The 24,376-nt window shown below is 42.0% G+C and carries 26 protein-coding genes and 1 riboswitch; of the genes, 8 read left to right on the top strand and 18 right to left on the bottom strand.

The genetic code is table 11. The annotated features are described in order from the left end of the window. Nucleotides 1-24: 24 nt before the first annotated feature. Complete coding sequence (gene greA / locus AB8P51_RS07555) at nucleotides 25-501, bottom strand: transcription elongation factor GreA (protein ID WP_369748187.1); 477 nt, start codon at nucleotides 499-501, stop codon at nucleotides 25-27. Between the two features lie 133 nt (nucleotides 502-634). On the opposite strand from greA, the gene AB8P51_RS07550 reads away from it, so the two are divergent. Then, entirely contained in the window at nucleotides 635-1,069 is a 435-nt protein-coding gene (locus tag AB8P51_RS07550) for a hypothetical protein (protein ID WP_369748186.1), read from the top strand. A 35-nt stretch (nucleotides 1,070-1,104) separates the two neighbouring features. On the opposite strand, the gene AB8P51_RS07545 is transcribed toward AB8P51_RS07550, so the two are convergent. From AB8P51_RS07545 to AB8P51_RS07520, 6 genes are all read right to left on the bottom strand, one after another. After that, entirely contained in the window at nucleotides 1,105-3,276 is a 2,172-nt protein-coding gene (locus AB8P51_RS07545; protein WP_369748184.1) for a TonB-dependent receptor, read from the bottom strand. Nucleotides 3,277-3,392: 116 nt separating this feature from the next. Continuing rightward, nucleotides 3,393-3,508, bottom strand: a riboswitch (TPP riboswitch). A 55-nt stretch (nucleotides 3,509-3,563) separates the two neighbouring features. Beyond that, nucleotides 3,564-5,105: a DUF4301 family protein gene (locus tag AB8P51_RS07540; protein ID WP_369748183.1), complete on the bottom strand. Its 1,542-nt coding sequence runs from the start codon at nucleotides 5,103-5,105 to the stop codon at nucleotides 3,564-3,566. Continuing rightward, nucleotides 5,098-5,664 carry an AAA family ATPase gene (locus AB8P51_RS07535; protein ID WP_369748182.1) on the bottom strand — a complete coding sequence of 189 codons (567 nt, stop codon included), beginning with the start codon at nucleotides 5,662-5,664 and terminating at the stop codon, nucleotides 5,098-5,100. Before AB8P51_RS07535 ends, AB8P51_RS07540 begins: the two co-directional genes overlap by 8 nt. Next, nucleotides 5,625-6,257: a nicotinamide riboside transporter PnuC gene (pnuC, locus tag AB8P51_RS07530; protein ID WP_369748181.1), complete on the bottom strand. Its 633-nt coding sequence runs from the start codon at nucleotides 6,255-6,257 to the stop codon at nucleotides 5,625-5,627. The genes AB8P51_RS07535 and pnuC overlap by 40 nt, the downstream gene beginning before the upstream one ends. Then, nucleotides 6,241-6,501 carry a thiamine-binding protein gene (locus AB8P51_RS07525; RefSeq protein ID WP_369748180.1) on the bottom strand — a complete coding sequence of 87 codons (261 nt, stop codon included), beginning with the start codon at nucleotides 6,499-6,501 and terminating at the stop codon, nucleotides 6,241-6,243. The genes pnuC and AB8P51_RS07525 overlap by 17 nt, the downstream gene beginning before the upstream one ends. Beyond that, a complete protein-coding gene (locus AB8P51_RS07520) occupies nucleotides 6,498-7,217 on the bottom strand; it encodes a 4'-phosphopantetheinyl transferase superfamily protein (RefSeq protein ID WP_369748178.1) in 720 nt (239 codons plus the stop codon). Before AB8P51_RS07520 ends, AB8P51_RS07525 begins: the two co-directional genes overlap by 4 nt. A gap of 47 nt (nucleotides 7,218-7,264) precedes the next feature. On the opposite strand from AB8P51_RS07520, the gene ahcY reads away from it, so the two are divergent. Then, nucleotides 7,265-8,581: an adenosylhomocysteinase gene (gene ahcY, locus AB8P51_RS07515; protein ID WP_369748177.1), complete on the top strand. Its 1,317-nt coding sequence runs from the start codon at nucleotides 7,265-7,267 to the stop codon at nucleotides 8,579-8,581. A gap of 75 nt (nucleotides 8,582-8,656) precedes the next feature. Here ahcY and rpmA read toward each other — a convergent pair whose 3' ends face one another. The 3 genes from rpmA to AB8P51_RS07500 all read right to left on the bottom strand — a co-directional run bounded on the left by rpmA (nucleotide 8,657) and on the right by AB8P51_RS07500 (nucleotide 10,125). Next, nucleotides 8,657-8,917: a 50S ribosomal protein L27 gene (gene rpmA, locus AB8P51_RS07510; RefSeq protein WP_369748176.1), complete on the bottom strand. Its 261-nt coding sequence runs from the start codon at nucleotides 8,915-8,917 to the stop codon at nucleotides 8,657-8,659. A 33-nt stretch (nucleotides 8,918-8,950) separates the two neighbouring features. Beyond that, nucleotides 8,951-9,547 (bottom strand): 50S ribosomal protein L21, encoded by a 597-nt coding sequence (gene rplU, locus AB8P51_RS07505; RefSeq protein ID WP_369748175.1) that lies wholly within the window; start codon nucleotides 9,545-9,547, stop codon nucleotides 8,951-8,953. Nucleotides 9,548-9,684: 137 nt separating this feature from the next. Next, nucleotides 9,685-10,125, bottom strand: coding sequence for a DUF4199 domain-containing protein (locus tag AB8P51_RS07500; RefSeq protein WP_369748174.1), 441 nt, complete (start codon nucleotides 10,123-10,125; stop codon nucleotides 9,685-9,687). Between the two features lie 176 nt (nucleotides 10,126-10,301). On the opposite strand from AB8P51_RS07500, the gene AB8P51_RS07495 reads away from it, so the two are divergent. Together AB8P51_RS07495 and AB8P51_RS07490 are read left to right on the top strand one after the other, a co-directional pair. Beyond that, nucleotides 10,302-11,630, top strand: a complete 1,329-nt coding sequence (locus AB8P51_RS07495; protein ID WP_369748173.1) for a M16 family metallopeptidase — start codon at nucleotides 10,302-10,304, stop codon at nucleotides 11,628-11,630. A 4-nt stretch (nucleotides 11,631-11,634) separates the two neighbouring features. Further along, nucleotides 11,635-13,713, top strand: a complete 2,079-nt coding sequence (locus tag AB8P51_RS07490) for a M16 family metallopeptidase (RefSeq protein ID WP_369748172.1) — start codon at nucleotides 11,635-11,637, stop codon at nucleotides 13,711-13,713. A 30-nt stretch (nucleotides 13,714-13,743) separates the two neighbouring features. On the opposite strand, the gene AB8P51_RS07485 is transcribed toward AB8P51_RS07490, so the two are convergent. Then, on the bottom strand, nucleotides 13,744-14,634 hold the full coding sequence (locus AB8P51_RS07485; RefSeq protein ID WP_369748171.1) for a DMT family transporter: 891 nt from the start codon (nucleotides 14,632-14,634) through the stop codon (nucleotides 13,744-13,746). 87 nt (nucleotides 14,635-14,721) lie between these two features. On the opposite strand from AB8P51_RS07485, the gene AB8P51_RS07480 reads away from it, so the two are divergent. Beyond that, the gene (locus AB8P51_RS07480; protein WP_369748170.1) at nucleotides 14,722-15,147 is read left to right on the top strand and encodes a hypothetical protein; all 426 of its coding nucleotides are present in this window, start codon (nucleotides 14,722-14,724) and stop codon (nucleotides 15,145-15,147) included. Here the strand turns inward: AB8P51_RS07480 and AB8P51_RS07475 are convergent. The 5 genes from AB8P51_RS07475 to mutY are packed head-to-tail and all read right to left on the bottom strand — an operon-like array spanning nucleotide 15,144 to nucleotide 19,522. Further along, on the bottom strand, nucleotides 15,144-16,079 hold the full coding sequence (locus AB8P51_RS07475; protein ID WP_369748169.1) for a pyridoxal-phosphate dependent enzyme: 936 nt from the start codon (nucleotides 16,077-16,079) through the stop codon (nucleotides 15,144-15,146). The genes AB8P51_RS07480 and AB8P51_RS07475 overlap by 4 nt on opposite strands. 18 nt (nucleotides 16,080-16,097) lie before the next feature. Next, nucleotides 16,098-16,652, bottom strand: a complete 555-nt coding sequence (gldD, locus tag AB8P51_RS07470; RefSeq protein WP_369748168.1) for a gliding motility lipoprotein GldD — start codon at nucleotides 16,650-16,652, stop codon at nucleotides 16,098-16,100. Then, the gene (locus AB8P51_RS07465) at nucleotides 16,642-17,970 is read right to left on the bottom strand and encodes a gliding motility-associated protein GldE (protein WP_369748167.1); all 1,329 of its coding nucleotides are present in this window, start codon (nucleotides 17,968-17,970) and stop codon (nucleotides 16,642-16,644) included. The genes gldD and AB8P51_RS07465 overlap by 11 nt, the downstream gene beginning before the upstream one ends. 23 nt (nucleotides 17,971-17,993) lie before the next feature. Further along, complete coding sequence (locus tag AB8P51_RS07460; RefSeq protein ID WP_369748166.1) at nucleotides 17,994-18,464, bottom strand: single-stranded DNA-binding protein; 471 nt, start codon at nucleotides 18,462-18,464, stop codon at nucleotides 17,994-17,996. A gap of 14 nt (nucleotides 18,465-18,478) precedes the next feature. After that, a complete protein-coding gene (gene mutY, locus AB8P51_RS07455; RefSeq protein WP_369748165.1) occupies nucleotides 18,479-19,522 on the bottom strand; it encodes an A/G-specific adenine glycosylase in 1,044 nt (347 codons plus the stop codon). A 120-nt stretch (nucleotides 19,523-19,642) separates the two neighbouring features. On the opposite strand from mutY, the gene AB8P51_RS07450 reads away from it, so the two are divergent. The 3 genes from AB8P51_RS07450 to AB8P51_RS07440 all read left to right on the top strand — a co-directional run bounded on the left by AB8P51_RS07450 (nucleotide 19,643) and on the right by AB8P51_RS07440 (nucleotide 22,258). Next, on the top strand, nucleotides 19,643-19,933 hold the full coding sequence (locus AB8P51_RS07450) for an HU family DNA-binding protein (protein ID WP_129606118.1): 291 nt from the start codon (nucleotides 19,643-19,645) through the stop codon (nucleotides 19,931-19,933). Nucleotides 19,934-20,181: 248 nt separating this feature from the next. Continuing rightward, nucleotides 20,182-21,729, top strand: a complete 1,548-nt coding sequence (locus AB8P51_RS07445; protein WP_369748164.1) for an Rne/Rng family ribonuclease — start codon at nucleotides 20,182-20,184, stop codon at nucleotides 21,727-21,729. Between the two features lie 49 nt (nucleotides 21,730-21,778). Then, the gene (locus AB8P51_RS07440; RefSeq protein WP_369748163.1) at nucleotides 21,779-22,258 is read left to right on the top strand and encodes a regulatory protein RecX; all 480 of its coding nucleotides are present in this window, start codon (nucleotides 21,779-21,781) and stop codon (nucleotides 22,256-22,258) included. Nucleotides 22,259-22,276: 18 nt separating this feature from the next. Here AB8P51_RS07440 and AB8P51_RS07435 read toward each other — a convergent pair whose 3' ends face one another. After that, entirely contained in the window at nucleotides 22,277-23,134 is an 858-nt protein-coding gene (locus AB8P51_RS07435) for a cupin-like domain-containing protein (RefSeq protein WP_369748162.1), read from the bottom strand. Nucleotides 23,135-23,226: 92 nt separating this feature from the next. Next, nucleotides 23,227-24,318 (bottom strand): biotin synthase BioB, encoded by a 1,092-nt coding sequence (gene bioB / locus AB8P51_RS07430; RefSeq protein WP_369748161.1) that lies wholly within the window; start codon nucleotides 24,316-24,318, stop codon nucleotides 23,227-23,229. Nucleotides 24,319-24,376: the final 58 nt, after the last annotated feature.

The raw sequence follows: 24,376 nt of genomic DNA, 5'->3' as shown, positions 1-24,376 counted from the left end.
ATTAAAGATAAATATTTTTCTTCCTCAGTTCCTGCTGATCTCCAATATTTCAAATTTCAATGTCCCATTAGGTACACTGATCTCTGCTGTATCACCTACTTGCTTGCCCAGTAGCCCCTTCCCGATGGGTGAAGTCACGGATATCTTTCCCGACTTAAGGTCTGCTTCGCTTTCGGCCACAAGGGTATACTTCATCTCCATTCCATTTTGCTTATTGCGGAGTTTAACCGTAGATAATACCAATACTTTGGAAGTATCCAATTGAGATTCATCAATGAGACGTGCATTGGCCAATGTTTCTTCCAATTTAGCTATTTTCAACTCGAGGTGACCCTGCGCTTCCTTGGCAGCGTCGTATTCGGCATTTTCAGATAAATCACCTTTATCCCTCGCATCTGCTATCGCTTGCGAGGCTTTAGGGCGTTCTATATCCCTTAAATGATTGAGTTCTTCCTTCAATTTCTTTAGTCCTTCGGCGGTGTAATAAGATACATTACTCATATCGTCTTCATTTTATAAATAGAAAATCCCCTGCATCTTCCACCCTGCTGTGGGTGTATTTTAGAGAGGATTATGGTCAAAGATACAGATTTTTTGATCAATTTTGCAGTATCATCCAATTCGTGGAAGACCTATGAGATCTGTTCGTTTCCTATTTTTGTTTATTTTCCTGCTCGCTTGTAATAATGATCAGGGACAAAGAAACCCTTATTTACAGGAAATAGGATTTCGGTTTGAGATCAACCTCAATCTCCCTCTTTATAGTCCGCTTACCAACGCCGGTAATGCAGTTTATATTGGTGCACAGGGTGTTGGAATCCGGGGAGTATTTGTGATGAATACCGGATTCACCTACAGGGTCTTCGAAGCCAGCTGTCCCAATCATTCCCCAAGTCCCTGTTCTACTACCGAATTAAGCGGCCAGACAGCTACATGCAGCTGTGAGGGATTTGAATACAGTCTGTTTACCGGACAACAATTCTCAATACCTGATGACGGGAATAGGTATTACAATATGCTGGAATACCAGGCATCCCAAAGCGGAAATATTATTGTGATCAGCAACTGACCTCCACTGTATCCTCCTTTTCGTTAAACGAACACTTAAAACTCCAATTGTACCCCTATAAGTGCATTGATCCCGGCCTGGGGATAAAACCCTGCACCTTCAATAGTTGTAATGGTTCCGGGATTGGTAAAATCGTCATCAAATGTGAAAAAATATCCGTTAGACACGTACTTGGCATCAAAGATATTATTTACCAGGGCTGACAAGACTATCCTTTTCAGCAATTCCCCCGGTTTGATCTCATACGATACATTGAAGTCGGTTTGAGAATACGCTTCCAGCACCGATGAAGCGGCATCAATATTCCCCATATACTGTTTCCCAACATATTTAGTTAGCAATGCCAGTGTAAAATCTGAACTTGGCTGATAAGCAATCCGGTTTCCTATGACCAGCCCCGGGGAATAAGAGATATTCGTATTTCCCAATTCCTCCAATATCCCATCTCTTTGAAAGACATAGTCTATATTTTTGTTTGTGCTTAAGGCCAGGTTGGGTTGCCATAAAAAGGAGTTTCCGAGCTTCAGAGCCGCATCAATCTCCAAACCGAGGCGGTAACTATCACCAACGTTTGCCCTTAGTGGCGCCCCTACATCATTTAATTCCCCTGTTAGAACTAACTGATCTTTATATCTCATATAAAAGAGATTTGTATTGATCTGAATATCAGGAGTGACCAACCTCCAGCCAAGCTCCAGATCATTGAGGCGTTCCGGTTTTGGGTTGCCATTTTCGTAATCATTTCGGTTTGGTTCGCGGTTAGCCACAGCCCAGGAAAAGTAAAAATTGTTATTCGTATCCAGATCGTAAGTCAGTCCGGCTTTCGGATTGAAGAAATTAAAAGTGTCGTCTACAAGTCCGGTTTCATTCCCATTGGCTTGATACGCAACGGAGCGCAACTGCAGATCCCCGTAAAAGCTCCATCTGTCATTCCATTTATGATTCACCTTTGCAAACACATTAAAATCAGTTTTTCTTGAATTATCGTCATAATACCGATCCCTGATATCGGCTTCTGGTGCAAAACGGGCCCAAATTACCTCCCCAAAATGGTCTCCTTCATACAGGTTATATCCTCCTCCAAGGATAAACTTTGTTTTTTCAAAATCCTTATTCAGCGAAAACACCGTGCCATAGAAATCATTGTCGAGCCATCTCCTCCTCACCAGGTCGGTTTCAGTTATAGTTTCTCCATTAACAGTAATGGCATCGTAGCCATAGGTGTCAAAATCATCATCTTCCCTGTACTGCTCAAAATATCCTCTCCCTCTGGTATAATGAAAGGCTAAACTTGAATTCCAGCCCTGCCCCAGATTCTGATTCCAGTGGAGTTGAGCATGGTCTTGTTTATAATTGTCTACTTCGTTTTCATAAAACCTGGTCTCTCCATTCTCATCTGTATATTGTCCTGCTGGATTAAATCTACGATCCGTGGCCAGGGTTTGGGCATCTATACCAAAATAAGCCTGATAGGTAATTTCATGCCCGCCGAAAAGCAAGGCCTTTACAAGTGTATTCCCGTCCCTGAAGGCACCTTGCAGAAAATAGGAATCAAGGGCAGAAGAAGCTCTGTCTATGTACCCATCAGAAATGATCCTCGAGAGTCGGCCTGAAAATTCAAAGGTCTCATTGAGCAAGCCTGTGGAAAACTTTACATTATTCCTCATGGTATTAAAACTCCCATAGGAGGTAGCCAGTTGTGCGTATCCTTCTTCAGATACGGCATCTGTAAGCAGGTTGAGGCTAGCTCCAAAGGCGCCGGCGCCGTTAGTAGAAGTTCCAACACCTCGTTGTAACTGCAGGTCTTCGGTAGATGAGGCAAAATCGGGCAAATTCACCCAGAAAGTACCGTGAGACTCTGAATCGTTATACGGAATACCATTAATAGTAACATTCACCCGTGTGGCATCGCTCCCCCTTACCCTTATACCGGTATATCCCACTCCTGCTCCCGCATCGGAAGTAGTTACAACAGAAGGAAGAAAATTCAAAAGAATAGGAATGTCCTGACCCAGGTTCCTGGGTGCTAATTCTGCCTTGGTAATATTAGAGAAGGTTACGGGTGATTCTTTGGTTACCCTTACGGATGAAACCAATACCTCATCCAGGATAATTTCTTTGGCCAGGGTGGTGTCTTTCGCCTGCTCCTGACCAAAGGCCATTCCCAGAGTTCCGATGATTACTGAAAAAATAATTCCTCTTTTCATTCATTTTGCTTTATGAATAAAAGGGGTTATTATTCAATTAATGATTTCTAAAACTATTTGATACCCATTTGGAAAGAGTCGAACATGGGTCTGATTCTTTCTCAAGTCCGGAACTTTTTTTATAAAATCCGGATCCCTTGGCGGCATTACCCGCCCAGGTTCATTGGGTATACTCTCAGCCTGTTTTGTTCCTCAGGGAAGAAAAACTCCACAGGCACCCCTTTGAGATAAGGCAAAGATAAGTACTCAATTCGGAATATTGCTAAAATTTAAAGGGGTATCCTTCACTAATTCACCTGATGCGCAGGTTTTAGTAGGTCGTTCACGGTTTTCACCGGATTAAAGGTAGAGGATGGTACTTCTACAAAAATTGTATTCCAGTAGGCCATAGCGCCATTCCATAGTCCGGGAAGCTCAAGTGCCTTGAGTTCTTTTCCCTCTTTTGTTTTCCGGGTGATAAACCCCTGCTTCTCATCCACGTAATTCATGAGGTTAAACTTATTCCCTTTAAAATCCTTTACTCCGCAAACGAGATCTACAGGATTAAAATGTGTTGCTTTTTTAAAGATAGCCGTCTGCTGTTCATGGCTGAGATCGACCTGGGCAGATTCAACGATCTGCAAACTTATATTTCCATTTCTGTCCTTAACCCAGTACGGACCACCTCCGGGTTCACCCTCATTCTTTACCATCCCGCAAACGCGTATAGGTCTGTTGAGCTTATCCTTCAGGATCTCTATCTGCTGACCCAGGGTAAATCCTGAGAAATTTTCAGAAAAGCGCACATTGAGATCGTTTTCAAGAAATGATTTTATTTCATCCAGTGTATTCCCGTCCATGGTCTGCTCCTCGAGGATGTTTGAAAAACTAAAAATCTGCTCTTGCAGTTCAAGAAGCACGCCGGCCAGTACTTTTTTCGATCTTGCTATCTCCTCGCATTTGTCGCGCGTAACTACATTGTCGATATTTTTAATAAAGATAATATCCGCATCCTGCTGATCGAGGTTTTGGATTAATGCTCCGTGCCCCCCCGGTCTGAACAGCACAGAATTATCCTCATTTCTGAAAGGCTGATTATCGGGAGTGACGGCAATGGTATCTGTAGCCTGACTCTGATAAGAGTAGTCTACTATAAAATTGGTTTCTGTCCTTTCAGACGCCCGTTTTCCCACCTTCTTTAGTTCAGTGTTGAAAAGAGTCTGGTGTTGTTCTGAAATAGTAAAATGGAGAAAGGCTTTGTCCTTAGACCTGGCATAGTAGGCAGCTTCTAAAAGATGCTCTTCAAAAGGGGTCACCAGATGGTCTTTGTATTTGTGAAAAGGCAGTAAGCCCTTGGGGTAAAATCCATAATTTAATCCTTCCTCACTCAACAATTCTTTTACGAAGGTGTATTTCGAGCTATCCTCAGATAGATTCTTTTGCCCAATGCGCTTTAAAACCATTTCATAAAATGGAAGTTCAGTGGCTCGCTCAAAAAACTCCCCTATTTCCTTTTGTTCTGTTCGGTCCACATATGAAGAGAAACGCTCTTTATCAGGTTTGTAAGTGTCGAAAAAGTTGAAAAGCGACTTAAACATCCTGGATGCTGCCCCGGAGGCAGGAACAAACTTCAGCAGGGAGAGCTTGGACTGTGAACTTTCGAATTTCTCCACCAATCTTTTTTCCTGTTTCGCATCGGTTTTCAATATACCATCCCCTACAACAGCAGGACCATGGAGGTTGATAAAAGGGATGCCTTCTACAAAGGTCCGTATCTGGGCTTCTACCGTTTTCCTGCTGATTCCTTTTTCCTCTAACTGCCTTATATCCCTTTGAGTAAATTCAATCATTCGCTAATATTTGGTCTATGTGCTCTATGGCTATCTTAAGTCTCTTCTCTGGTTCCCCTTTTAAAATAACAAAATTTCTGTTGTACTTCTCAAGGGTATCCTTAAAATATAAATACATCTTCTCTCTTTCATCCGGTTTGTCTCTGAGATCATCTTTAACCCAGGGAGTATCAATGTAGGTTAGAAGATACAAATCATATTGATTTTCAAGGGCATATTTTTCGAGAATTGGATCTGTATAGCCCAGGTAATACGCCTCTGAGTAAACTTTTGTTTCAAGCAGATCGGTATCGCAAATCAACAGATCCTTTACTTTTTTAGTATACTCATTTTCCAATCGTATTTGTCCCTCAGCAATAGGAAGAAGGTCATGTGGTTCACATGTTTTATGTTCCCTGTCCCATTTATTCTGCAGGTATTCCCTGGCATATTCCGGAACCCAGAGCGTATTGTAATAGGAGGCTAATTGCTGTGAAAGGGTAGTCTTACCAGTGGATTCGGGGCCAAACAATACTATTTTTACAACGTCTGAAGGGATTTGTTTAAGTCTTTCTTCCATGCTAAATAACCTTGAACGGCCAGGATGGTAAAGATAAGATATTGAAGAGAAAGCATACCCCATCCTCTATAAGCATATAAGGGAACGGTAATAATATCTGCGAAAATCCAGAGGGTCCAGTTCTCCAGTTTTTTATTCGCCATGTACCACATGGCGGTAAAGAATACGCCCGAAGTAAAGATATCGATGTAATTAGCGCCTTCAAGCAGGGTGCCGAATCCCTTGTAGACCCCGTATGTAACGCCCATGGTCATCAGAAATAGCCCGAAACCTATTAATTTTTCCCTGGTATTCGTCCTGGTAATGTGTACTACTCTTTCATTGCCTTTCACCCTGGCCCAATTCCACCAGCCATAAATGCTCATAACAGAATAGTAAAAATTCATCATCATGTCACCGAAAAGTGCATCGACATAAAAAAGATAGACGGTAATTACGGTAGCCACCAGACCGGTAGGGTATACCAGGATATTCTCTTTTTTAGCATAGACAACACTGGCAATCCCGAAAAAAAAAGCGATAGCTTCAAGTACAATCAGGTAAGGCTCCCTCCCCAAGTACGGATCGAGGAAAAAATCAGAAATGGGGTTCATAATCGCTGCGATCCGTTTTTACAATTTTCATAAAAAGCAAGCCATTATCAAACGACTCAAAGGCTTCTTTTAAATGGGTTTGGATAAGGTTCATCAACTCATCATAGGGCCCGTATACTTGTGTGCTCAACGGATTTTCAATTACCTGCAGGCCTGAGGCTCTGAGCGATTTTATAAAGGCTATGACAGGCTCTTCAAACTGATCCTGCAGCGGACTAAGGGTAAGTTCAACTGAAATATTCATCGGCTATCTTTAGTGTTTTGGATTAAATACTCTTCTGAACCCTCAGACTTTATCTGCATGGCATAGGCACAGGTAAATCCTTCAAATTCAAGAAAACGGACCTTAAAATAGAATGAGGCACCATTGAGGTGTATCAATCCGGTGGTCTTCCCACTATCCATTTCAAAATCATCGATATCTATATTTTTAAGGAAACTGAGTCCAATAGTTGAATTGATTTTATAAAGGGATTCCTTGGCACCCCAGACCACCGTTAGTTTTCTCATCAGTGCGTGAGGGTCCGAAAAGGAACCGTATTCTTCAATAGGGGTAAACTTATGGGCAATTTTCAGGATCTTTTCTCTTTGTTTCTCGATATCAATACCTACAGGTATGTTATTGCTGATGATTATTCCGGTAAATTGATAGGAATGGGTTATGGAAATAAACGATCCATCCTTTAAGTGTGGTTTTCCCAGGTCGTCGTAGTACAAATCCTGATCGGTATAACCTTCTTCAGCCATCAGATGCCTGATGCTTAGAAATCCCCTTCGGTGAAGTTCCGACTTCATCCCCCGGTATCGTTCATTACAATGCGGCGTTAAAGTGATCCCCTCGGCCAGTGCATCTTCCTCTTCTGATATCTTCCAGATATGTATTCGAATCCCTGGATTTATTGTTATTGTTTTGTAAAGGGGCATGGGAGTTTTTAAGTTATCACTATCTTTGAGGTCCAAAAAATGCGGGTTACCGCGTGCTAACGAAAGTAAAAATAAAAAAAGAGATGAGCATTAAAACTGTACCGTATGTGCCATACAAAGTTAAAGACCTTTCTCTGGCTGAATGGGGACGAAAGGAAATAGAACTGGCGGAGGCAGAAATGCCCGGACTTATGTCGCTTAGGGAAGAATACAAAAAAGATCAACCTCTGAAAGGGGCAAGGATAGCCGGATGTCTGCATATGACGATTCAGACTGCCGTGTTGATCGAAACACTTATTGCTCTAGGGGCAGAAGTTACCTGGAGTTCCTGTAATATCTTTTCAACACAGGATCAGGCTGCAGCAGCTATAGCCGCAACCGGTATTCCTGTTTACGCATGGAAAGGGATGAATGAGGAAGAATTCGACTGGTGTATTGAACAGACTCTTTTCTTTGGAGAGGATAGGAAACCACTAAACATGATTCTGGATGATGGAGGGGACCTGACGAATATGGTTCTGGATAAGTATCCCGAATTAGCTCCAGGAATCAAAGGCCTGTCTGAAGAAACCACCACAGGGGTACATCGTTTATACGAACGGATGAAAAATGGGACCCTTCCTATGCCGGCCATCAATGTGAACGACTCCGTTACCAAATCGAAATTCGACAATAAATACGGATGCAAAGAAAGTGCAGTAGATGCAGTTAGAAGAGCAACGGATACCATGTTAGCCGGGAAAAAAGTCGTAGTAGCTGGCTATGGGGATGTCGGGAAAGGAACTGCAGCCTCATTCCGAGGGGCAGGGTCTATTGTTACCGTGACGGAAATCGATCCTATTTGTGCCCTGCAGGCGTGTATGGATGGATATGAAGTTAAAAAGTTAGAATCGGTGATAAAAACGGCCGATATCATAGTAACGGCTACCGGAAATAAAGATATTATCAGGGAGGAGCATTTCAGGGCCATGAGGGACAAGGCTATTCTCTGCAATATTGGTCATTTCGACAATGAAATCGATATGGCCTGGTTGAATTCTCAATATGGAAACACAAGGGACGAGATTAAACCACAGGTAGATAAGTATACAATAGACGGAAAAGACATCATTGTACTGGCGGAAGGCCGATTGGTCAACCTGGGTTGTGCTACCGGGCATCCGAGCTTTGTGATGAGCAATTCCTTTACCAATCAGACGCTGGCTCAGATAGAACTTTGGAAGTACAGCAATAAGTACGAAAACAAAGTGTATATGCTTCCAAAACATCTGGATGAAAAGGTAGCCAAATTGCACTTAGCCCGATTAGGAGCTGAGCTTACAGAACTAGACAAGGAACAGGCAGATTATATTGGAGTGCCGCAGAACGGACCTTATAAGCCGGATTATTACAGATATTAATCGGCTGGTAGTTTTCAGCACAAAAAAAGCTCTTGATTTCTCAAGAGCTTTTTTTTATTATGTTTTTTAGAACATCTAGGCATCAAAAGGCTCGATGGAAACATAGGATTTACCTCCAGCCTTTTTCTCAAATTTTACCAGACCATCAACCCTCGCATGCAGGGTATGATCTTTCCCTGCGTAAACATTCTCACCGGGATTATGCTTGGTTCCTCTTTGTCTTACAATAATATTTCCGGCAGTAGCAGCCTGGCCGCCAAAGATCTTAACTCCGAGTCGTTTCGACTCTGATTCTCTTCCGTTTTTGGAACTACCTACACCTTTTTTATGTGCCATAATTCTATATGTTTAGCGGAGTGATCTCCTTTATTATTTACTTAATGCGGCGATGAGTTCTGCTTTCTTCATAGAAGAATATCCCTCAAGGCCTTTTGCCTTTGCCATTGCTTTTAACTCTGCAACCGTGTTCTTGCTCAGATCAGCACTTGCTTTTGGAGCTGCTTTTTTGGCAGGAGCAGCCTTTTTAGTCTCTTTAGCCTTCGGTGCCTCCTTTTTAGCCTTGGGAGCTGCAGCTTTCGGAGCAGTTTCCTTTTTAGCCTTCGGAGTTTCTTTTTTGGGAGCAGCCTCTTTCTTGGCCTCTACCTTTTTAGCACCCTTGGCAATAATACCTTCAATCTGGATTTCAGTGAGAAACTGACGATGCCCGTTTTTCTTCTGATACCCTTTTCGCCTTTTCTTTTTAAAGACGATAACTTTGTCACCCTTGAGGTGCTTCACGACTTTTGCCTCTACAGCAGCGCCGTCTATAGCCGGGGCGCCAACAGTTACGTTTTTACCATCTTCAAGGAGAAGAACATTGTGAAAAGAAACCTTCTTTCCTTCTTCTTCTTTTAAACGATGAACGTAAACCTTCTGGTCTTTCGCAACCTTAAATTGCTGCCCTGCTATTTCTACAATTGCATACATAGCGTTTAATTAAATGATTAACCTAATTTGATCCATCAGACAAACTATTATCTCTTGGAATCTTTTTAGGAGGGTGCAAATATACTGCTAAATTGATAAATCACAAGAGATTTGAACACAAAAAAAGCGTTATCCCCCTAGGTGTTTCTTGAAGACTTAAACAATTGCATAAAAGACAGGGTAAGGACAATAGTGGTAGCAAATCCCATGATGGCCACAGTAAAGAAAACTATTGCCTCAAAACTCTCAAACCTGCTGAACCATTGTGAAGACAAATGTTCAAGAAATTCGGGATCTATTTCTGTTGAGTAAATTGCAAAAAATACAGTAAAGATCAGGGTAGCCACAAAGCCGGTTATGAGTCCAGCCTTAAATCCTGTTCCATAGGTGAATTTCTCTTTCTCCTGGATCCTGAAATATTTGATCGCTTCATAAATAGCGAAACCCGTTATCACTCCATTGAATAAACTATAAAATACATTTGTATGCAGATCTACAAGCGACAGGATCAGGAAATATGCAATAAGGCTTCCGCTGGCGGCTATTCCAAAGCGAATGGGAAGTGCAATTTTCATCATAGGTTTTTTGGTTAATGTGATGCTCTCAAAGTATGAAATTATCGTTAATATCGCTGTTAATTCTTGTTAAAGCTATGGGAATTTTTATATTTACGAAAGTAAAAGTTGAGGTTCTTAATACTCTCATCTAAAATTACATCAATAGACTCACTTCATTTAATTTAATTACAAAACACATGAGAAAAAGAAAATTTTCAGTACCCTTCGTGGCCCTACTTTTTATGGTTCTGACAGCCGGAGCCCAGGAAGTGGTTTTTGAGGAGTACGACCTGGATAATGGCCTGCACGTTATCCTCCATCAGGACAATACTGCCCCAGTAGTTACTACATCGGTAATGTACCACGTTGGCGGGAAAGACAGAACCGAAGGGCGGACCGGTTTTGCCCATTTATTTGAACACCTTCTTTTTGAAGGAACACAAAATATCGAGAGAGGGAAATGGTTTGAGATCGTTTCTTCGAACGGAGGCAGAAATAACGCCAATACCTCTCAGGACCGGACTTATTATTACGAAGTTTTCCCAAGCAATAACCTGGAACTAGGTTTGTGGATGGAATCTGAAAGAATGCTTCATCCTATCATCAACCAGGAAGGGATCGACACCCAGCAGGAAGTGGTGAAGGAAGAAAAAAGACTTCGATATGACAATTCCCCTTACGGACAACTCTTGCCGGTACTAGGTGAAAACTTGTTTAAAGTACACCCCTACAAGGACCCGAATATAGGCTATATGGAAGATCTGGATGCAGCCACTCTGGAAGACGTTATCGCTTATAACAAGAAGTATTATGTACCTAACAATGCGGTACTTGTAGTAGCCGGGGACATCGACGTTCCTGCTACCAAGAAAATGATATCCGATTACTTCGGGCCTATCCCAAGAGGAAAAGATATCGAAAGAAGCTATCCCAAGGAAGAACCTATCACAGAAGAAGTTAAAGCAACTGCTTACGATGCGAATATCCAGATCCCTGCCATAATGGTCGCTTATCGTACTCCTGGATTTGCCGAAAGGGATGCCTATGTACTGGATATGATCTCTACCTACCTGAGTGACGGAAAAAGTTCCAAGCTGTATAAAAAGATCGTAGACGATCAGAAACAGGCTTTGCAGGTAGGAGCATTTAACATTGGGCAGGAAGATTACGGGATGTATCTTGTTTTTGCACTGCCGGTTGGCGAGACCCCTCTTGAAGTTCTGGCCGCAGAAATGGAAGAAGAAGTGGCAAAGGTGAGAACCGAGATGATCTCTGAGAAGGATTACCAAAAACTTCAGAATAAATTTGAGAACAGGTTTGTCAATTCCAATTCAAGCGTGGAAGGAATTGCCGGTACGCTTGCAACTTCATACATGTTATACGGTGACACCAACCTGATCAACAAAGAGATTGAAATCTTCAGATCAATCACCCGTGAGGAAATCAGGGAAGTTGCAGGAAAGTACCTCCAACCCAACCAACGTGTAGTGATCGATTATTTACCCAAAGACAAAACAGATAACTAGAAAGATGAAAAAATTATTTTATACTCTGATATTTGCATTTATAACGGTATCAGTACAGGCGCAGATAGACCGTTCCAAAATGCCGGAACCCGGACCTGCTCCGGAGATCAACCTGGACGACCCACAGAGATTTGAACTCGCCAATGGATTAAAAGTCCTGGTAGTGGAAAATCATAAATTACCAAGGGTCTCTATTCAACTCTCTCTGGACAACCCCCCTATCCTGGAAGGCGACAAAGCCGGAGTCTCCAGTTTAACAGGAGCTCTCCTTGGAAACGGATCTACTTCCATCCCAAAGGACGAATTTAACGAGGAAGTCGATTTTCTGGGAGCACGAATAAATTTTAGTTCGCAGAGTGCCTCTGCCAGCTCACTCTCCAAGTATTTTCCAAGGATACTCGAGTTGATGGCAGATGCCGCTATAAACCCTAATTTTACTCAGGAGGAATTTGATAAAGAAAAGGATAAGCTTATAACCGGACTTAAAACCCAGGAAAAAGATGTCTCAGCTATCGCAGGAAGAGTGCAAAGGGCACTGGCTTATGGTACGGCACATCCTTACGGAGAATTCACAACAGAGGAAACGGTTAACAATGTAAGTCTGTTAGATGTAAATCGATTTTATGAGAATTACTTTGTACCCGCCAATGCGTATTTAGTAGTTATCGGGGATGTGAACTTTGAGGAAGTAAAGGAACTTGTCACCGAGGCCTTTACTCCGTGGACAAAGGCTTCACCTCCTTCTTTATCCTTTTCTAAACCAATGGATGCTCAGTATACACAGATCAACTTTGTGGATGTTCCTAATGCCGTACAATCTGAAATCGCTGTTCAGAATCTTGTAGACCTGAAGATGAAGGATGCTGACTATCTGCCTGCCATTGTAGCCAACCAGATCCTCGGAGGAGGTGGCGAAGCCAGGTTGTTTCTCAATTTAAGAGAGGATAAAGGCTATACCTACGGTTCTTATTCACGAATAGGAGATAACAAATACGTTCCCTCCAGGTTCAGCGCCTCAGCCAGTGTAAGAAATATGGTAACCGACAGTTCGGTAGTTGAATTGCTGAAAGAGATTGATATGATTGCGAAGGAACCCGTATCTGCCAAAGAATTGGAAAACACCAAGGCAAAATACGTAGGAAACTTTGTGATGGCTTTGGAAAGACCTTCCACAATTGCCAGATATGCCCTTAATATTGAAACTGAAGATCTGCCAAAGGACTTCTACAAGACGTACCTGGAAAGGATCAATGCTATCACGATAGAGGATGTACAGGCGGCAGCAAGAAAATACTTCTCTGTTGACAATGCAAGGGTTGTAGTGGCAGGAAAAGGAAGTGAAGTTCTGGAAAATTTGGAAAAGGTCGCTTTCAATGGGAAATCAGTGCCAATTAAATATTTCGATAAGTACGCCAATGAGGCCGAAAAACCGAATTATGAAGCCAGTGTTCCTGAAGGCGTTACAGTACAATCGGTTATTGATAAGTATTTTGAAGCCATTGGCGGGAAGGAAAATGTAGCCGCAATAGAATCGCTGAAACTGGTCTACGAAGGGAGTGCGATGGGCGCTACCATTAAGATCGAAGAGAAAAGAACTGCAGATAAATACTCTCAAACCACCTATATGAACAATTCTCCAATGATGGGAGTTATTGCAAAAGGGGATGAGTTGTACATGAAGCAGGGTGCCAACAAAATGCCGCTCCCTCCGGATCTTCAACAGGATATGAAGAATTCCATGGGGATCTTCCCTGAACAAAAGATTGCGACCAACCCCGATGCCAAAATAGGAGGAACGGAAATGATGGACGGGAAAGAAGTAATCAAAATTGAAGTTCCCGGGAAGGTTGTACAATCCACATACTATTACAATGTGGAAACCGGACTGAAGGTGAAAGAAGCTTCCGTAACTTCCATGAATGGACAAACCCAGAATCAGGAAAGTATATTAACGGATTATCAGGAGTTTGATGGGATAATGTTTCCTGTAATGAGGACCAGCAATCTGGGACCTCAGACCATTGAAGCCAAGCTTCTTGAAGCTGTTATCAACTTTTCAGTCACAGAGGCAGATTTCGAATAATTATTGACAATCTACACAATGAAACGCATCTCAGGAATGGGATGCGTTTCTTTTTTTGTTGACGAGATAGACGCCCAGCAGGATGATTCCCGATGCCATTACCTGCCAAATATTGAAACGCTCTCCATCCAGCAATCCCCAGAAAATCCCCACAACAGGGATCAAATAAGTGACGGAGACTGAAAAAACAGGGGAGGAAATCTGGATGAGTCTGTTGAACATCACTTTGGCAACACAGGTTCCCAATATACTCAGCACAATGACATACCCAAGAGAACTAATAAAATAATCTCCTTCCCTTACCGGACTGCTAAGTGCCCCTGAGAATATCATAAGGACAGTCGCAGGAATGATCATAAAGGCAAAATTTCCTACTGCAATACCCATGGCAGAAACTTCCTGTAACTTACTTTTGATAATATTGGCATTGCAGGCATATAGTATGGTTGCAAGTACTACAAGTCCGGCATACCAGTAATTTTTACCAGGATTTATATTTGAACCCATATAAATAAGCAGGATGGCCCCAATTAAACCCACGAGGACCCCTGTAAGCTGATTTCTGGTAAATGAAATTCGAAAGGCAAAGAAGCCAATAAGAATAGTAAAAAGAGGCACCAGGGAATTCAGGATGGATGCAATACTACTGTCGATCTCAGTTTCAGCATAGGAAAAAAGAAAAACAGGGATAAAGCTTCCAAAGAGCCCCGAGAGGGCTACCCAAAACCATTCTTTCCCTGAGATATTTCTAAGAGATCTATACCCAATAGTCAGAAGAACTACAGAAGTAATCACAATCCGAACGGAGCCGAGTTGTATCGGTGTAAATCCTTCCAGTCCCTTCTTAATAAGTATATACGAAGTTCCCCATATTATGGAAAGAACAATCAGGTAGACCCATTTGCGATTTACGTCACTCAACTTTTGAGACTTTGCGCAAAAATGAAGTATTTTCCTGGATAAGTCAGGATTCTCTTTCGTAATTTTATACTATTAATAGAATGCACAATGACAATAAAATCCACACTTACATTTTTAGCACTCCTATTTATTGTAGTCTCATGCAAAACAGAACCTAAAAAAGCAGAGGCTACATCTAAAATGGAAGAAGTAATGGCAGTACATGACGAAGTAATGCCCAAAATGAGTACAATTAGTAAACTTGTCGCCCAATTAAAACCCATGGCCGATTCCACCGAAACCGGTAAAGAGTATATGTCGGCAATGAAAGATCTTCAGGCATCTCATAAATCTATGATGGATTGGATGCAGGGTTTTGGTGCCCGTTTTGATTCTGATGAGATCCTTAACGGAAAAGAGCTTACAGCAGAAAAAAAGAAATGGCTTTTGGAAGAAGAAATAAAGGTAAATCAGCTTAAGGAAGATATTAATGGTAGTATTGCCCGGGCCGAAGATCTGCTGTCTGAAGACTAGAAAGGCAGGTTCGACAGATCTACATTTCCTCCTGAAATAATCACCCCAAGCTGCTTGCCTCTAAAGGCCGATCGTTCCCTGAAGAGTCCGGCGAGGGCTACCGCACTGGAAGCTTCAACCACTATTTTCATCCTCTCCCAAATGAGGCGCATTGCATCTATGATCTCCTGCTCCTCCACCCTGATTATCTTTTCCACATGTTCTAATATCACGGGAAGTGTATTGCTTCCCAATTGGGTTTTTAGTCCATCTGCAATGGTATTGGTGGTTCTATTAGTCTCGATCTTTCCACTTTTTAAAGATCGATAGGCATCATCAACCTCGAAAGGTTCCGTCCCAATTACCTTACATGTATTCCCAAGATATGAGGCCGCCAGGGCAGAACCGGCAATGAGTCCACCCCCTCCAACAGGCACGAAAATAAAGTCGAGTTTCGGATAATCCTGCAGTAGTTCATATGCGGCTGTTCCCTGGCCTAATATGACGTCAGGATCATTTGATGGATGTAAAAATGCCGCCCCGGTCTTTTGCTGAATTTCCTGTGCTGTAGCATTTCTGGCTTCAAGCGTGGGTTCGCATTCATAAATGATACCGCCGTACTCTAGCACTCCCTTCTTTTTAACTTCCGGGGCCGAAGTTGGCATAACGATATGTGCCTTCACTCCCATACTTTGGGCAGCAAGGGCCAAAGCCTGTGCAAAGTTCCCGGAAGAATGGGTTACTACCCCTTTGCTTCTTTCTGCATCAGAGAGCTTAAGCAGTGCATGGGTAGCACCTCTCATCTTATACGCCCCCATCCTCTGAAAATTTTCACATTTGAAAAACACCTCCGCTCCAGTGATTTTATTGATCAACCTGGAAGTGAGCACAGGGGTCCTGTGGATAAAGGGCTCTATTATCTTATGACAGGCAGGAAGCAGATCTCCGTTCATTACAAAAGAATTTTACAGTTACTTCCATTTGAGGGTTTCCAGGATATGGCGTACATCATTTTGTAGGTAGACTGCGGCTGGATAGATAGAATCGTAATTCGGTTTGGCATAAAAATACAGTGAGCCTGTGAGAAAGTGCCGCGTACTGTCAGTTGCGTAAAATTGCGCCTGTGAAGCAGCATTTCCTTTTACTTCGTAAAACATCCCATACACTCTATTATCTTCATCGATGTATTGTTGCTCCAGGATGTTATCTGCTCTAACTACGTGCTCATACGAAAGTTTCTGAGCATCCGTTACCAATTCCACCAGATTATTCTCAACTGGTCTGTAGGTAAGATAAATAGCCCCTTTTAGGATTGGATAATCAAGGGTAAATGAGGCAGATTTTAGGTCTTTTATCCGGGCAAGGCTATTGTACTGAAAACTATAGGCCGAAGTTTGTACAATCTTCGATTCGCCGGCAGGGTACTCAAGACGAAGTTGAGCCTTGGGTTTGGGGAGCACCTCATCCTGGCACGAATTCAGGATAAAAACACAACACAATAATAGTCCTATAGATCTATAATTCATTTGGCAGGGTTATTTTTATCTGTATTAGTCTCTTCCTGTCCAGGCTTTCCACCACAAACTGATAGTTATTGAATTCAATCAATTCGCCTCTCTTTGGAAAGCTGCCGGCTATCTCCAGTACAAAGCCGGCTATTGTCTCAGACTCTCCTTTTTGCTCTTCAAATTCGTTTTCATCTGTAATTTTCGCTACGCGATAAAAATCTTTCAGGGTGGTTTTCCCATCAAAAACATAGTTGAATTCGTCCAGTTTGGAAAAAATAAGGTCTTCGTCGTCAAACTCATCGCTGATGTCACCTACTATTTCTTCAATGATATCTTCGAGGGTAACAATTCCGGAGGTACCCCCATATTCGTCTACCACCACGGCAAGATGTATCTTTTTCTCCTGAAATTCGAGCAGTAAATCGTCTAGCTTCTTGTTTTCAGGAACAAAATAGGGCTCTCTGATCAGGGATATCCAGGCAAACTGTTTTCGTTCGATATACGGCAGAAGGTCTTTAACATAAAGTACACCGATAACCTTGTCAATATTATCTGAAAACACAGGAATCCTCGAGTATCCATGTTTTTTAATCTCTTCGAGTACCTCGGTAAACTTCATATCTTCCCTAAGGGCGAAAATGTCGATTCTGGGTCTCATTACCTGTTTTGTATCGGTATTCCCAAAGGACACGATCCCTTCCAGAATCTTCTGCTCTTCCTTGGTAGTGTCACCTTCTGAAGTTAATTCGAGAGCCTGTGATAAATGGTCTACGCTCAGATTTGATTTTTGTTTCCCGAATTTGTTGTACAGATAGATCGTAGCAGATCTCATAGGGCTGCTCAATGGCGTTAGGAGGAAATCGAGCACCCTGAGGGGATAGGCCATAAGGTGAGAAAACTGTTGCCTGTTGCGATTGGCATAGATTTTTGGCAGGATTTCACCGAACATCAGAATAAGGAATGTAGCGACTACAACTTCGAGTAAAAAGCGGATCGAAATCACCCCCATAAATTGATAGGTGATGGAGGAAAAAAGCGTATCCCCGATATCACTGAACAACAAAACGATACCAATATTGATGGCATTATTGGCAATCAGGATGGTAGCTAATAACTTTTTGGGCCTTTCGAGTAGTTTTACTACGATATTACCAGGGGCCGTATTCTTTTCCTGAATATCCTTCAGCTCAGTAATTGAAAGACTGAAAAAAGCGACCTCTGCCCCAGATATCAGTGCAGAGCAGCCGAGTAAAATAAATAGAAAAATGATCTTAAATACAATGAGATTGTCGTAAGCTGTAACACCAAAAAGAACTTCAAAGGGCTCAGGATCCACGCGTATTTCAGTTAATTATAAGATCAAAAAGGGAGGTCGTCCTCCGGTTCGGAAGATGCCATGGTCCCGGTGGGTTCAGGCTTTTGTGCCTGAGGTGCCTTTGCAGTACCAGTGGTTTTTTTAGATGCTGTTTGCTGCTCTCCGGACATGCTCTCCTGTTTGCTGGTTAGAAAAGTAAAATCCTGAACATGAATTTCGGTTGTGTATTTAGTTACCCCATCTTCACCCTGCCATTGCCTGGTTTTCAGTCGTCCTTCCACATAGATTTTATCACCTTTATTGAGGTACTTTTCGCAAATTTCGGCAGCCTTGTTGCGCACCACAATATTATGCCACTCTGTGGTTGTTACTCTCTCTCCTGTTTGTTTATTGGTATAGGATTCGTTGGTAGCTATAGGAAACCTCCCAATACAATTTCCTCCTTCAAAATAATGAAGTTTTACCTCATCTCCCAGGTGCCCTATCAGCATTACTTTATTTAATGTTCCGCTCATGTCTCTAATTTAGTTCAAAAGTACAAATTTTTAAATGTATCGAGGAATTCAGAGACTAGGACAGGAGTAGGATAATCCTCCGTATTTTCAAGAGGTATTCCATTGATCAATTCCTCTTTCATCTCCACAATTAAAAACCTGGTAATCAAATGCTGATGAGATAATTTATGAATAACCGGGTCTTTTCGCCACAACACAATCTCATTGGGGCTCTTATCCTCTTCTGTAAGGGAATTGTAAACTTCCTCAGGTTCGAGTAATCGATCTGATTCAATTAGTGGAAATTCATATAAGTGCTGCCATATCCCCTTACCCAGCCGTTTGTTCAGGAGGGTATTCCCTTGGTTATCAATATAAACGAGGTAATTAAAATGCCGAATTCGCACTTTCCCCTTTTTAAGTTTTACCGGAAGCTCAGAAATTCTGTTCTCTTGCAAGGCAAGACATTTTTTATTTAATGGGCAGCTGGGACAATCAGGACTCTGAGGTTTGCATTGAATGGCACCGAACTCCATAATGGCCTGGTTGTAATTGGCGATCTCTTCTTCATCCATGACTTCCAGGGCCAGGTTTTTAAAATATCTAATTCCTTCCGAACTGTTTATGGGAAGATCTATCCCGAAATAACGGGATAAAACCCTGTAAACATTCCCATCCACTACCGGGGTGGGTGCTCCGAAGCATATGGAGGCGATGGCACTGGCAGTATAATCCCCGATACCTTTGAGTTTTATAATCTGGTCATACGAAGAGGGGAATTCACCCTTATATTCTTCAACCACCGTTTTGGCGGCAAGATGCATATTGCGGGCTCTCGAATAGTATCCCAATCCCTGCCATAAGCGGAGAACTTCCTGCTCATCGGCTTTTGCCAGTTCAAAAATATTGGGATATTGTGCGATGAATTTTTCGTAATAGGGCAACCCCTGTGCTACCCGTGTTTGCTGGAGAATCACCTCCGATAGCCAGATTCTGTATGGATCCCTGGTTTGCCTCCAGGGAAGTTCCCTTTTATTTTTTGAATACCAGTTTAGAATAGTTTTGGAAAAAATGGTCATACCGAAGAAGTGAGCAAAAGTAAGCTTTTAAAGACTTAAAATTAGTTTATTAGGAGAAAAGAATGAATAATATTTATATATTTGCAAGCCTGAAAAATAACAGATTAAGTAAACATAAACATGACGAAAGCAGATATCGTATCTAAGATCTCAGAGAAACTGGGAATTGAAAAAGGAGATGTTCAAGCCACTGTGGAAACATTTATGGAGGAAGTTAAATCATCGCTCGAAAATGGAGACAATGTGTACCTGAGAGGATTTGGCAGTTTTATTATCAAAACACGCGCAGAAAAAACAGGTAGAAATATTTCTAAAAACACAACGATCAAAATACCTGCTCACAACATTCCGGCATTTAAACCCGCAAAGGTTTTTGTTGAAGGGGTAAAGAGTAACGTTGAAGTAAAATAATAACCGAAATTAAAGCAGAGTTTTATGCCGAGTGGTAAGAAAAGAAAAAGACACAAGGTGGCTACTCACAAGCGAAAAAAACGCAGAAGAGCCAACCGCCACAAGAAGAAGTAGTTGCAATAACTACTTTTTCGTTTTAATACGTTCATTGACATAGAAATTCTCAAAAGGATTTCGACGGGTTAACACAACCTGTAACAACTAATGTTTAATCCATCCCGCAGGATGCGGGATATAAATTGATTCAGGTGAATAGAGAATTAATCGTAAGATCAAATTCTGTTGCCGTCGATTTTGCCTTACTAAAAGATGGAAAACTCATTGAACTTCACAAAGACGAAAACGATCATAATTTTAATGTGGGAGATATTCTCCTCGCTAAGATCAGAAAACCGGTAACGGGTCTGAATGCCGCTTTTGTAAACGTAGGTTATGAAAAGGATGCTTTTTTGCATTATCATGATCTCGGACCTCAGCTGGCATCGATGTTGAAGTTTGTAAAAAAAGTGAGTACCGGGAAACTCAGAGATTATTCCCTTAAAAATTTTCCATTTGAAAAAGATATTGATAAGCACGGAACCATAAATCATGTGGTAAAAGCAAATCAATCTCTTTTGGTTCAGATCGTAAAAGAACCCATATCCACTAAAGGACCCCGAATTAGTTCCGAGCTATCAATAGCCGGACGCTATTTGGTTATGGTCCCCTTTTCCGACCGAGTATCGGTTTCTCAGAAAATAGAGAGTAATGAGGAAAAAGACAGGCTGAAAAGACTGGTAAAAAGTATTAAGCCCAAAGGATTTGGAGTTATAATCAGAACCGTTGCAGAAGGCAAAAAAGTCGCGGAACTAGACAAGGATCTTCAAAACTTGCTGGACAAATGGACAGCAATGTGTAAGAAATTGTATAAAGCGCGCACCCCATCTAAAGTTCTTGTAGAGGTGAACAGAGCCTCTTCCATTTTAAGGGACGTTTTTAACGATACCTTCACAGGTATCCATGTAGATGATGAAACGCTTTATACCCAACTGAAGGATTATGTGCATGAGATTGCACCTGATAAAGAATCCATTGTTAAGTTGTACAGTTCGTCAGTCCCCATTTTTGAAAAATTCGGGATTGAAAGACAAATTAAAACCTCTTTCGGACGCACGGCGTCTATGAGCAAAGGTGCCTATCTGGTAATTGAACACACTGAGGCCTTACACGTTATTGATGTCAATAGCGGTAACCGGTCTAATAAAGCCAACAATCAGGAAGATACCGCGCTGGAGGTTAATATGCTGGCGGCTACTGAAATAGCCCGGCAATTACGCCTGCGGGATATGGGAGGAATTATCGTTGTCGATTTCATCGATATGGTAAAATCCGATCATAGAAAAAAACTGTTCGATCATCTCAGAAATGAAATGAAGGACGACCGCGCTAAGCATAAAATCCTGCCCCCCAGTAAGTTTGGCCTGGTTCAGATAACCAGACAAAGGGTAAGGCCGGAAGTAAATATCAAGACCACTGAGGCAAATCCCAGTGGTAGTAATCAGGAGGTAGAAGCTCCCATTGTATTGATTGAAAAAATCAATTCGGATCTGGAACATCTTTTAAAGAATGCCCAAAAAGACAAAGGAATTGTGCTTAATACACATCCTTTTATTGCGGCGTATTTAACAAAAGGTTTTCCCTCGATAAGGTCCAAGTGGTTTTTGGAACACAGAAAGTGGATCAAAATCCAGCCAAGGGATGCATACACCTACCTCGAGTACCATTTTAAAGATAAAGATGGGAAAGAAATTATCTAAAAAGCGGCTTCAGCAGAAGCCGCTTTTTTTGTTTTACTACCTTTGATACATGCTGAAAAGAAAGGCCTACACGCTTTCAGAAGCCACCCGAAAAATGGAACACTATTGTGCCTATCAGGACAGGTGCCACAAGGAAGTATTGCAAAAACTCAGGGAAATGCACATGATACCTCAGGCCATTGACCAGATCATGGGACACCTTATTTCAGAAAATTACCTGAACGAAGAGCGCTTTGCCACAGCCTTTGCAAGAGGAAAGTTCAGAATAAAAAACTGGGGGCGGATCAGGATCAGCCTTGAACTAAAAAAAAGAAATATCTCTCCTACTATTATCAAAATTGCCCTGAAGGAACTGGAAGGACCCCAGTATTCCAGAGCTTTGGAGAAATTGGCCAGAAAGAGACTCGATCAGCTAAAAGGCCTGGATCACTGGCAACAAAAAAAGAAACTCTCAGATTACTTATTGTACAGGGGTTGGGAAAGACATCTGGTATACGAGCAGCTCGATCGACTTATCGACAGTAGATAATCAATACAATCTACTTATTTACTGCAGGTACTTTTCGGTGCGTTCTATTGCCTTTTTATTCTTCCAGTCTATCCATTTCTTACCTCTCCATTTCCGCATGCCATTATCAAAATATCTCATAAAGAGTACATTGTAAAAAGCTTTGCTGAGGTGCAGTGGATTCCTGGCGACCGACCTTAAGCTCATTGAAAATCCCGGTGTATTATACTTCATATAATGCCAGTACCCTTCAGGCATGTACAGGACTTCGCCGTGACTCAGATTAGTCCTAAACCCGGAGGCGTGTTTAAGGGCTGGCCATTTGTCAAAATCGGGATTTGAAAAATCGATCGACTCATGAGTAATCAGGGAATGGGGCACTTTATATAAAAACTTACTCTCACTTTGAGGAAAGAGAATACATTCTTTTTCCCCGGCAAAGTGGAAGTGAAAGATATTGGCCAGGTCGATGTCGTAATGCATAAAAGTGTAAGAATCCCTGCCGCCAAAAAACAACATCGGTAGCCCTTTCATCACCGGAATGCCAAAATCAGGATATATGAAATCTTTCTGCAGTTCAGGCACTTCCTTGATTACATTCCAAAGGAAGATCCTGTATTTTGTGGGTTCCTTAAGAAGAAGGTCGACGTAGTCCCTCATCTTCATGGTCGCATGTGGCTGGTTAAATCCCTCCTTATGGTCAACGGGTCTGTTGTCGTAAAGAGGAACTGTTTTATCCCCAGCTACTTCACGGATATAATCAAAATTCCATTTGGAATACGCAGGCCAGTCATGGATGTAATTCTCAATGACGACAGGTTTCTGAGGCCGCAAATAGTCCTTCAGGAACTGTTCCTTGGTCAATGTTTTAACCCTGGGTATCTCTGTTAATTTCAATACAAGCCTGATTATTCGATAAAGTAAAGGTAAGAAACCGGATTTATTCGTCCATTTACAAGGGGTAAATTACAAAGAAGTAAAGCCCAATATTAACGGGACTTTGCTTTTTGCTTCGCCATCTCATTGCGTTCAATCTGATGGCCGGGCCTGGTCCACTTTGGTTTTTCACCTTTCGCCTCAAACTGAGATTCGTTCTGTTCTACCGTTTTGGGTTGTGGCATTTTTTCAAAAGCATGCTGGGGTTCCAACCCCAATAGTTGAAACATTTCCATGTCCTCATTCACGTCCGGATTGGGAGTGGTTAATAATTTGTCTCCGGCAAAAATAGAATTCGCCCCTGCAAAGAAACACATTGCCTGGCCTTCTTTACTCATTCCCGTTCTTCCCGCTGATAGTCGTACCTGGGTTTTTGGCATCACGATTCGGGTTGTTGCAACCATTCTTATCATATCCCAGATTGAGACAGGTTCCATCTCCTCCATAGGTGTACCTTCCACAGCTACTAAAGCATTAATAGGAACCGATTCAGGCTGGGGATCAAGGGTGGCAAGAGCGACCAGCATTCCTGCCCGGTCCTCGAGTTTTTCCCCCATTCCAATAATACCCCCACTACAAACCGTTACATTACTTTTCCTGACATTTTCTATGGTCTGTAGCCTGTCTTCAAAAGCCCTTGTAGAAATAACATCTTTGTAGTAGTCTTCTGAAGTATCGAGATTGTGGTTGTATGCATACAAACCGGCCTCGGCTAATCGTTTAGCCTGATTTTCCGTAAGCATTCCCAGGGTACAGCAAACTTCCATATCGAGTTTGTTTATGGTACGTACCATTTCCAAAACCTGTTCAAACTCCGGCCCATCCTTAACATTTCTCCAGGCTGCCCCCATGCAAACTCTTGAACTCCCTGAAGCTTTGGCTCTCAGGGCCTGGGCTTTTACCTGAGAAACACTCATAAGATCATTGCCTTCAATATCTGTGTGATATCGCGCTGCCTGCGGACAATAGCCGCAATCTTCAGGACAGCCTCCGGTCTTAATCGACAATAATGTTGAGACCTGAACTTTGTTGGGATCATGAAATTCCCGATGAACACTAGCCGCCCTGTAAAGCAATTCCATCATCGGTAGCTCGTATATTTTGAGAACCTCTTCCCTTGTCCAATTATGTCTTAAATCTTTCATTATATCATTTTCTGTCGTTCTCAAAAATAGAGAATCTTGTGAAATAGCGATGCTATTC

The organism is Muriicola sp. SD30, from assembly GCF_041205185.1.
GTDB lineage: Bacteria > Bacteroidota > Bacteroidia > Flavobacteriales > Flavobacteriaceae > Muriicola.
Note: the sequence above shows the minus strand (reverse complement) of the source record. Positions and strands in the feature narration are given on the sequence as shown.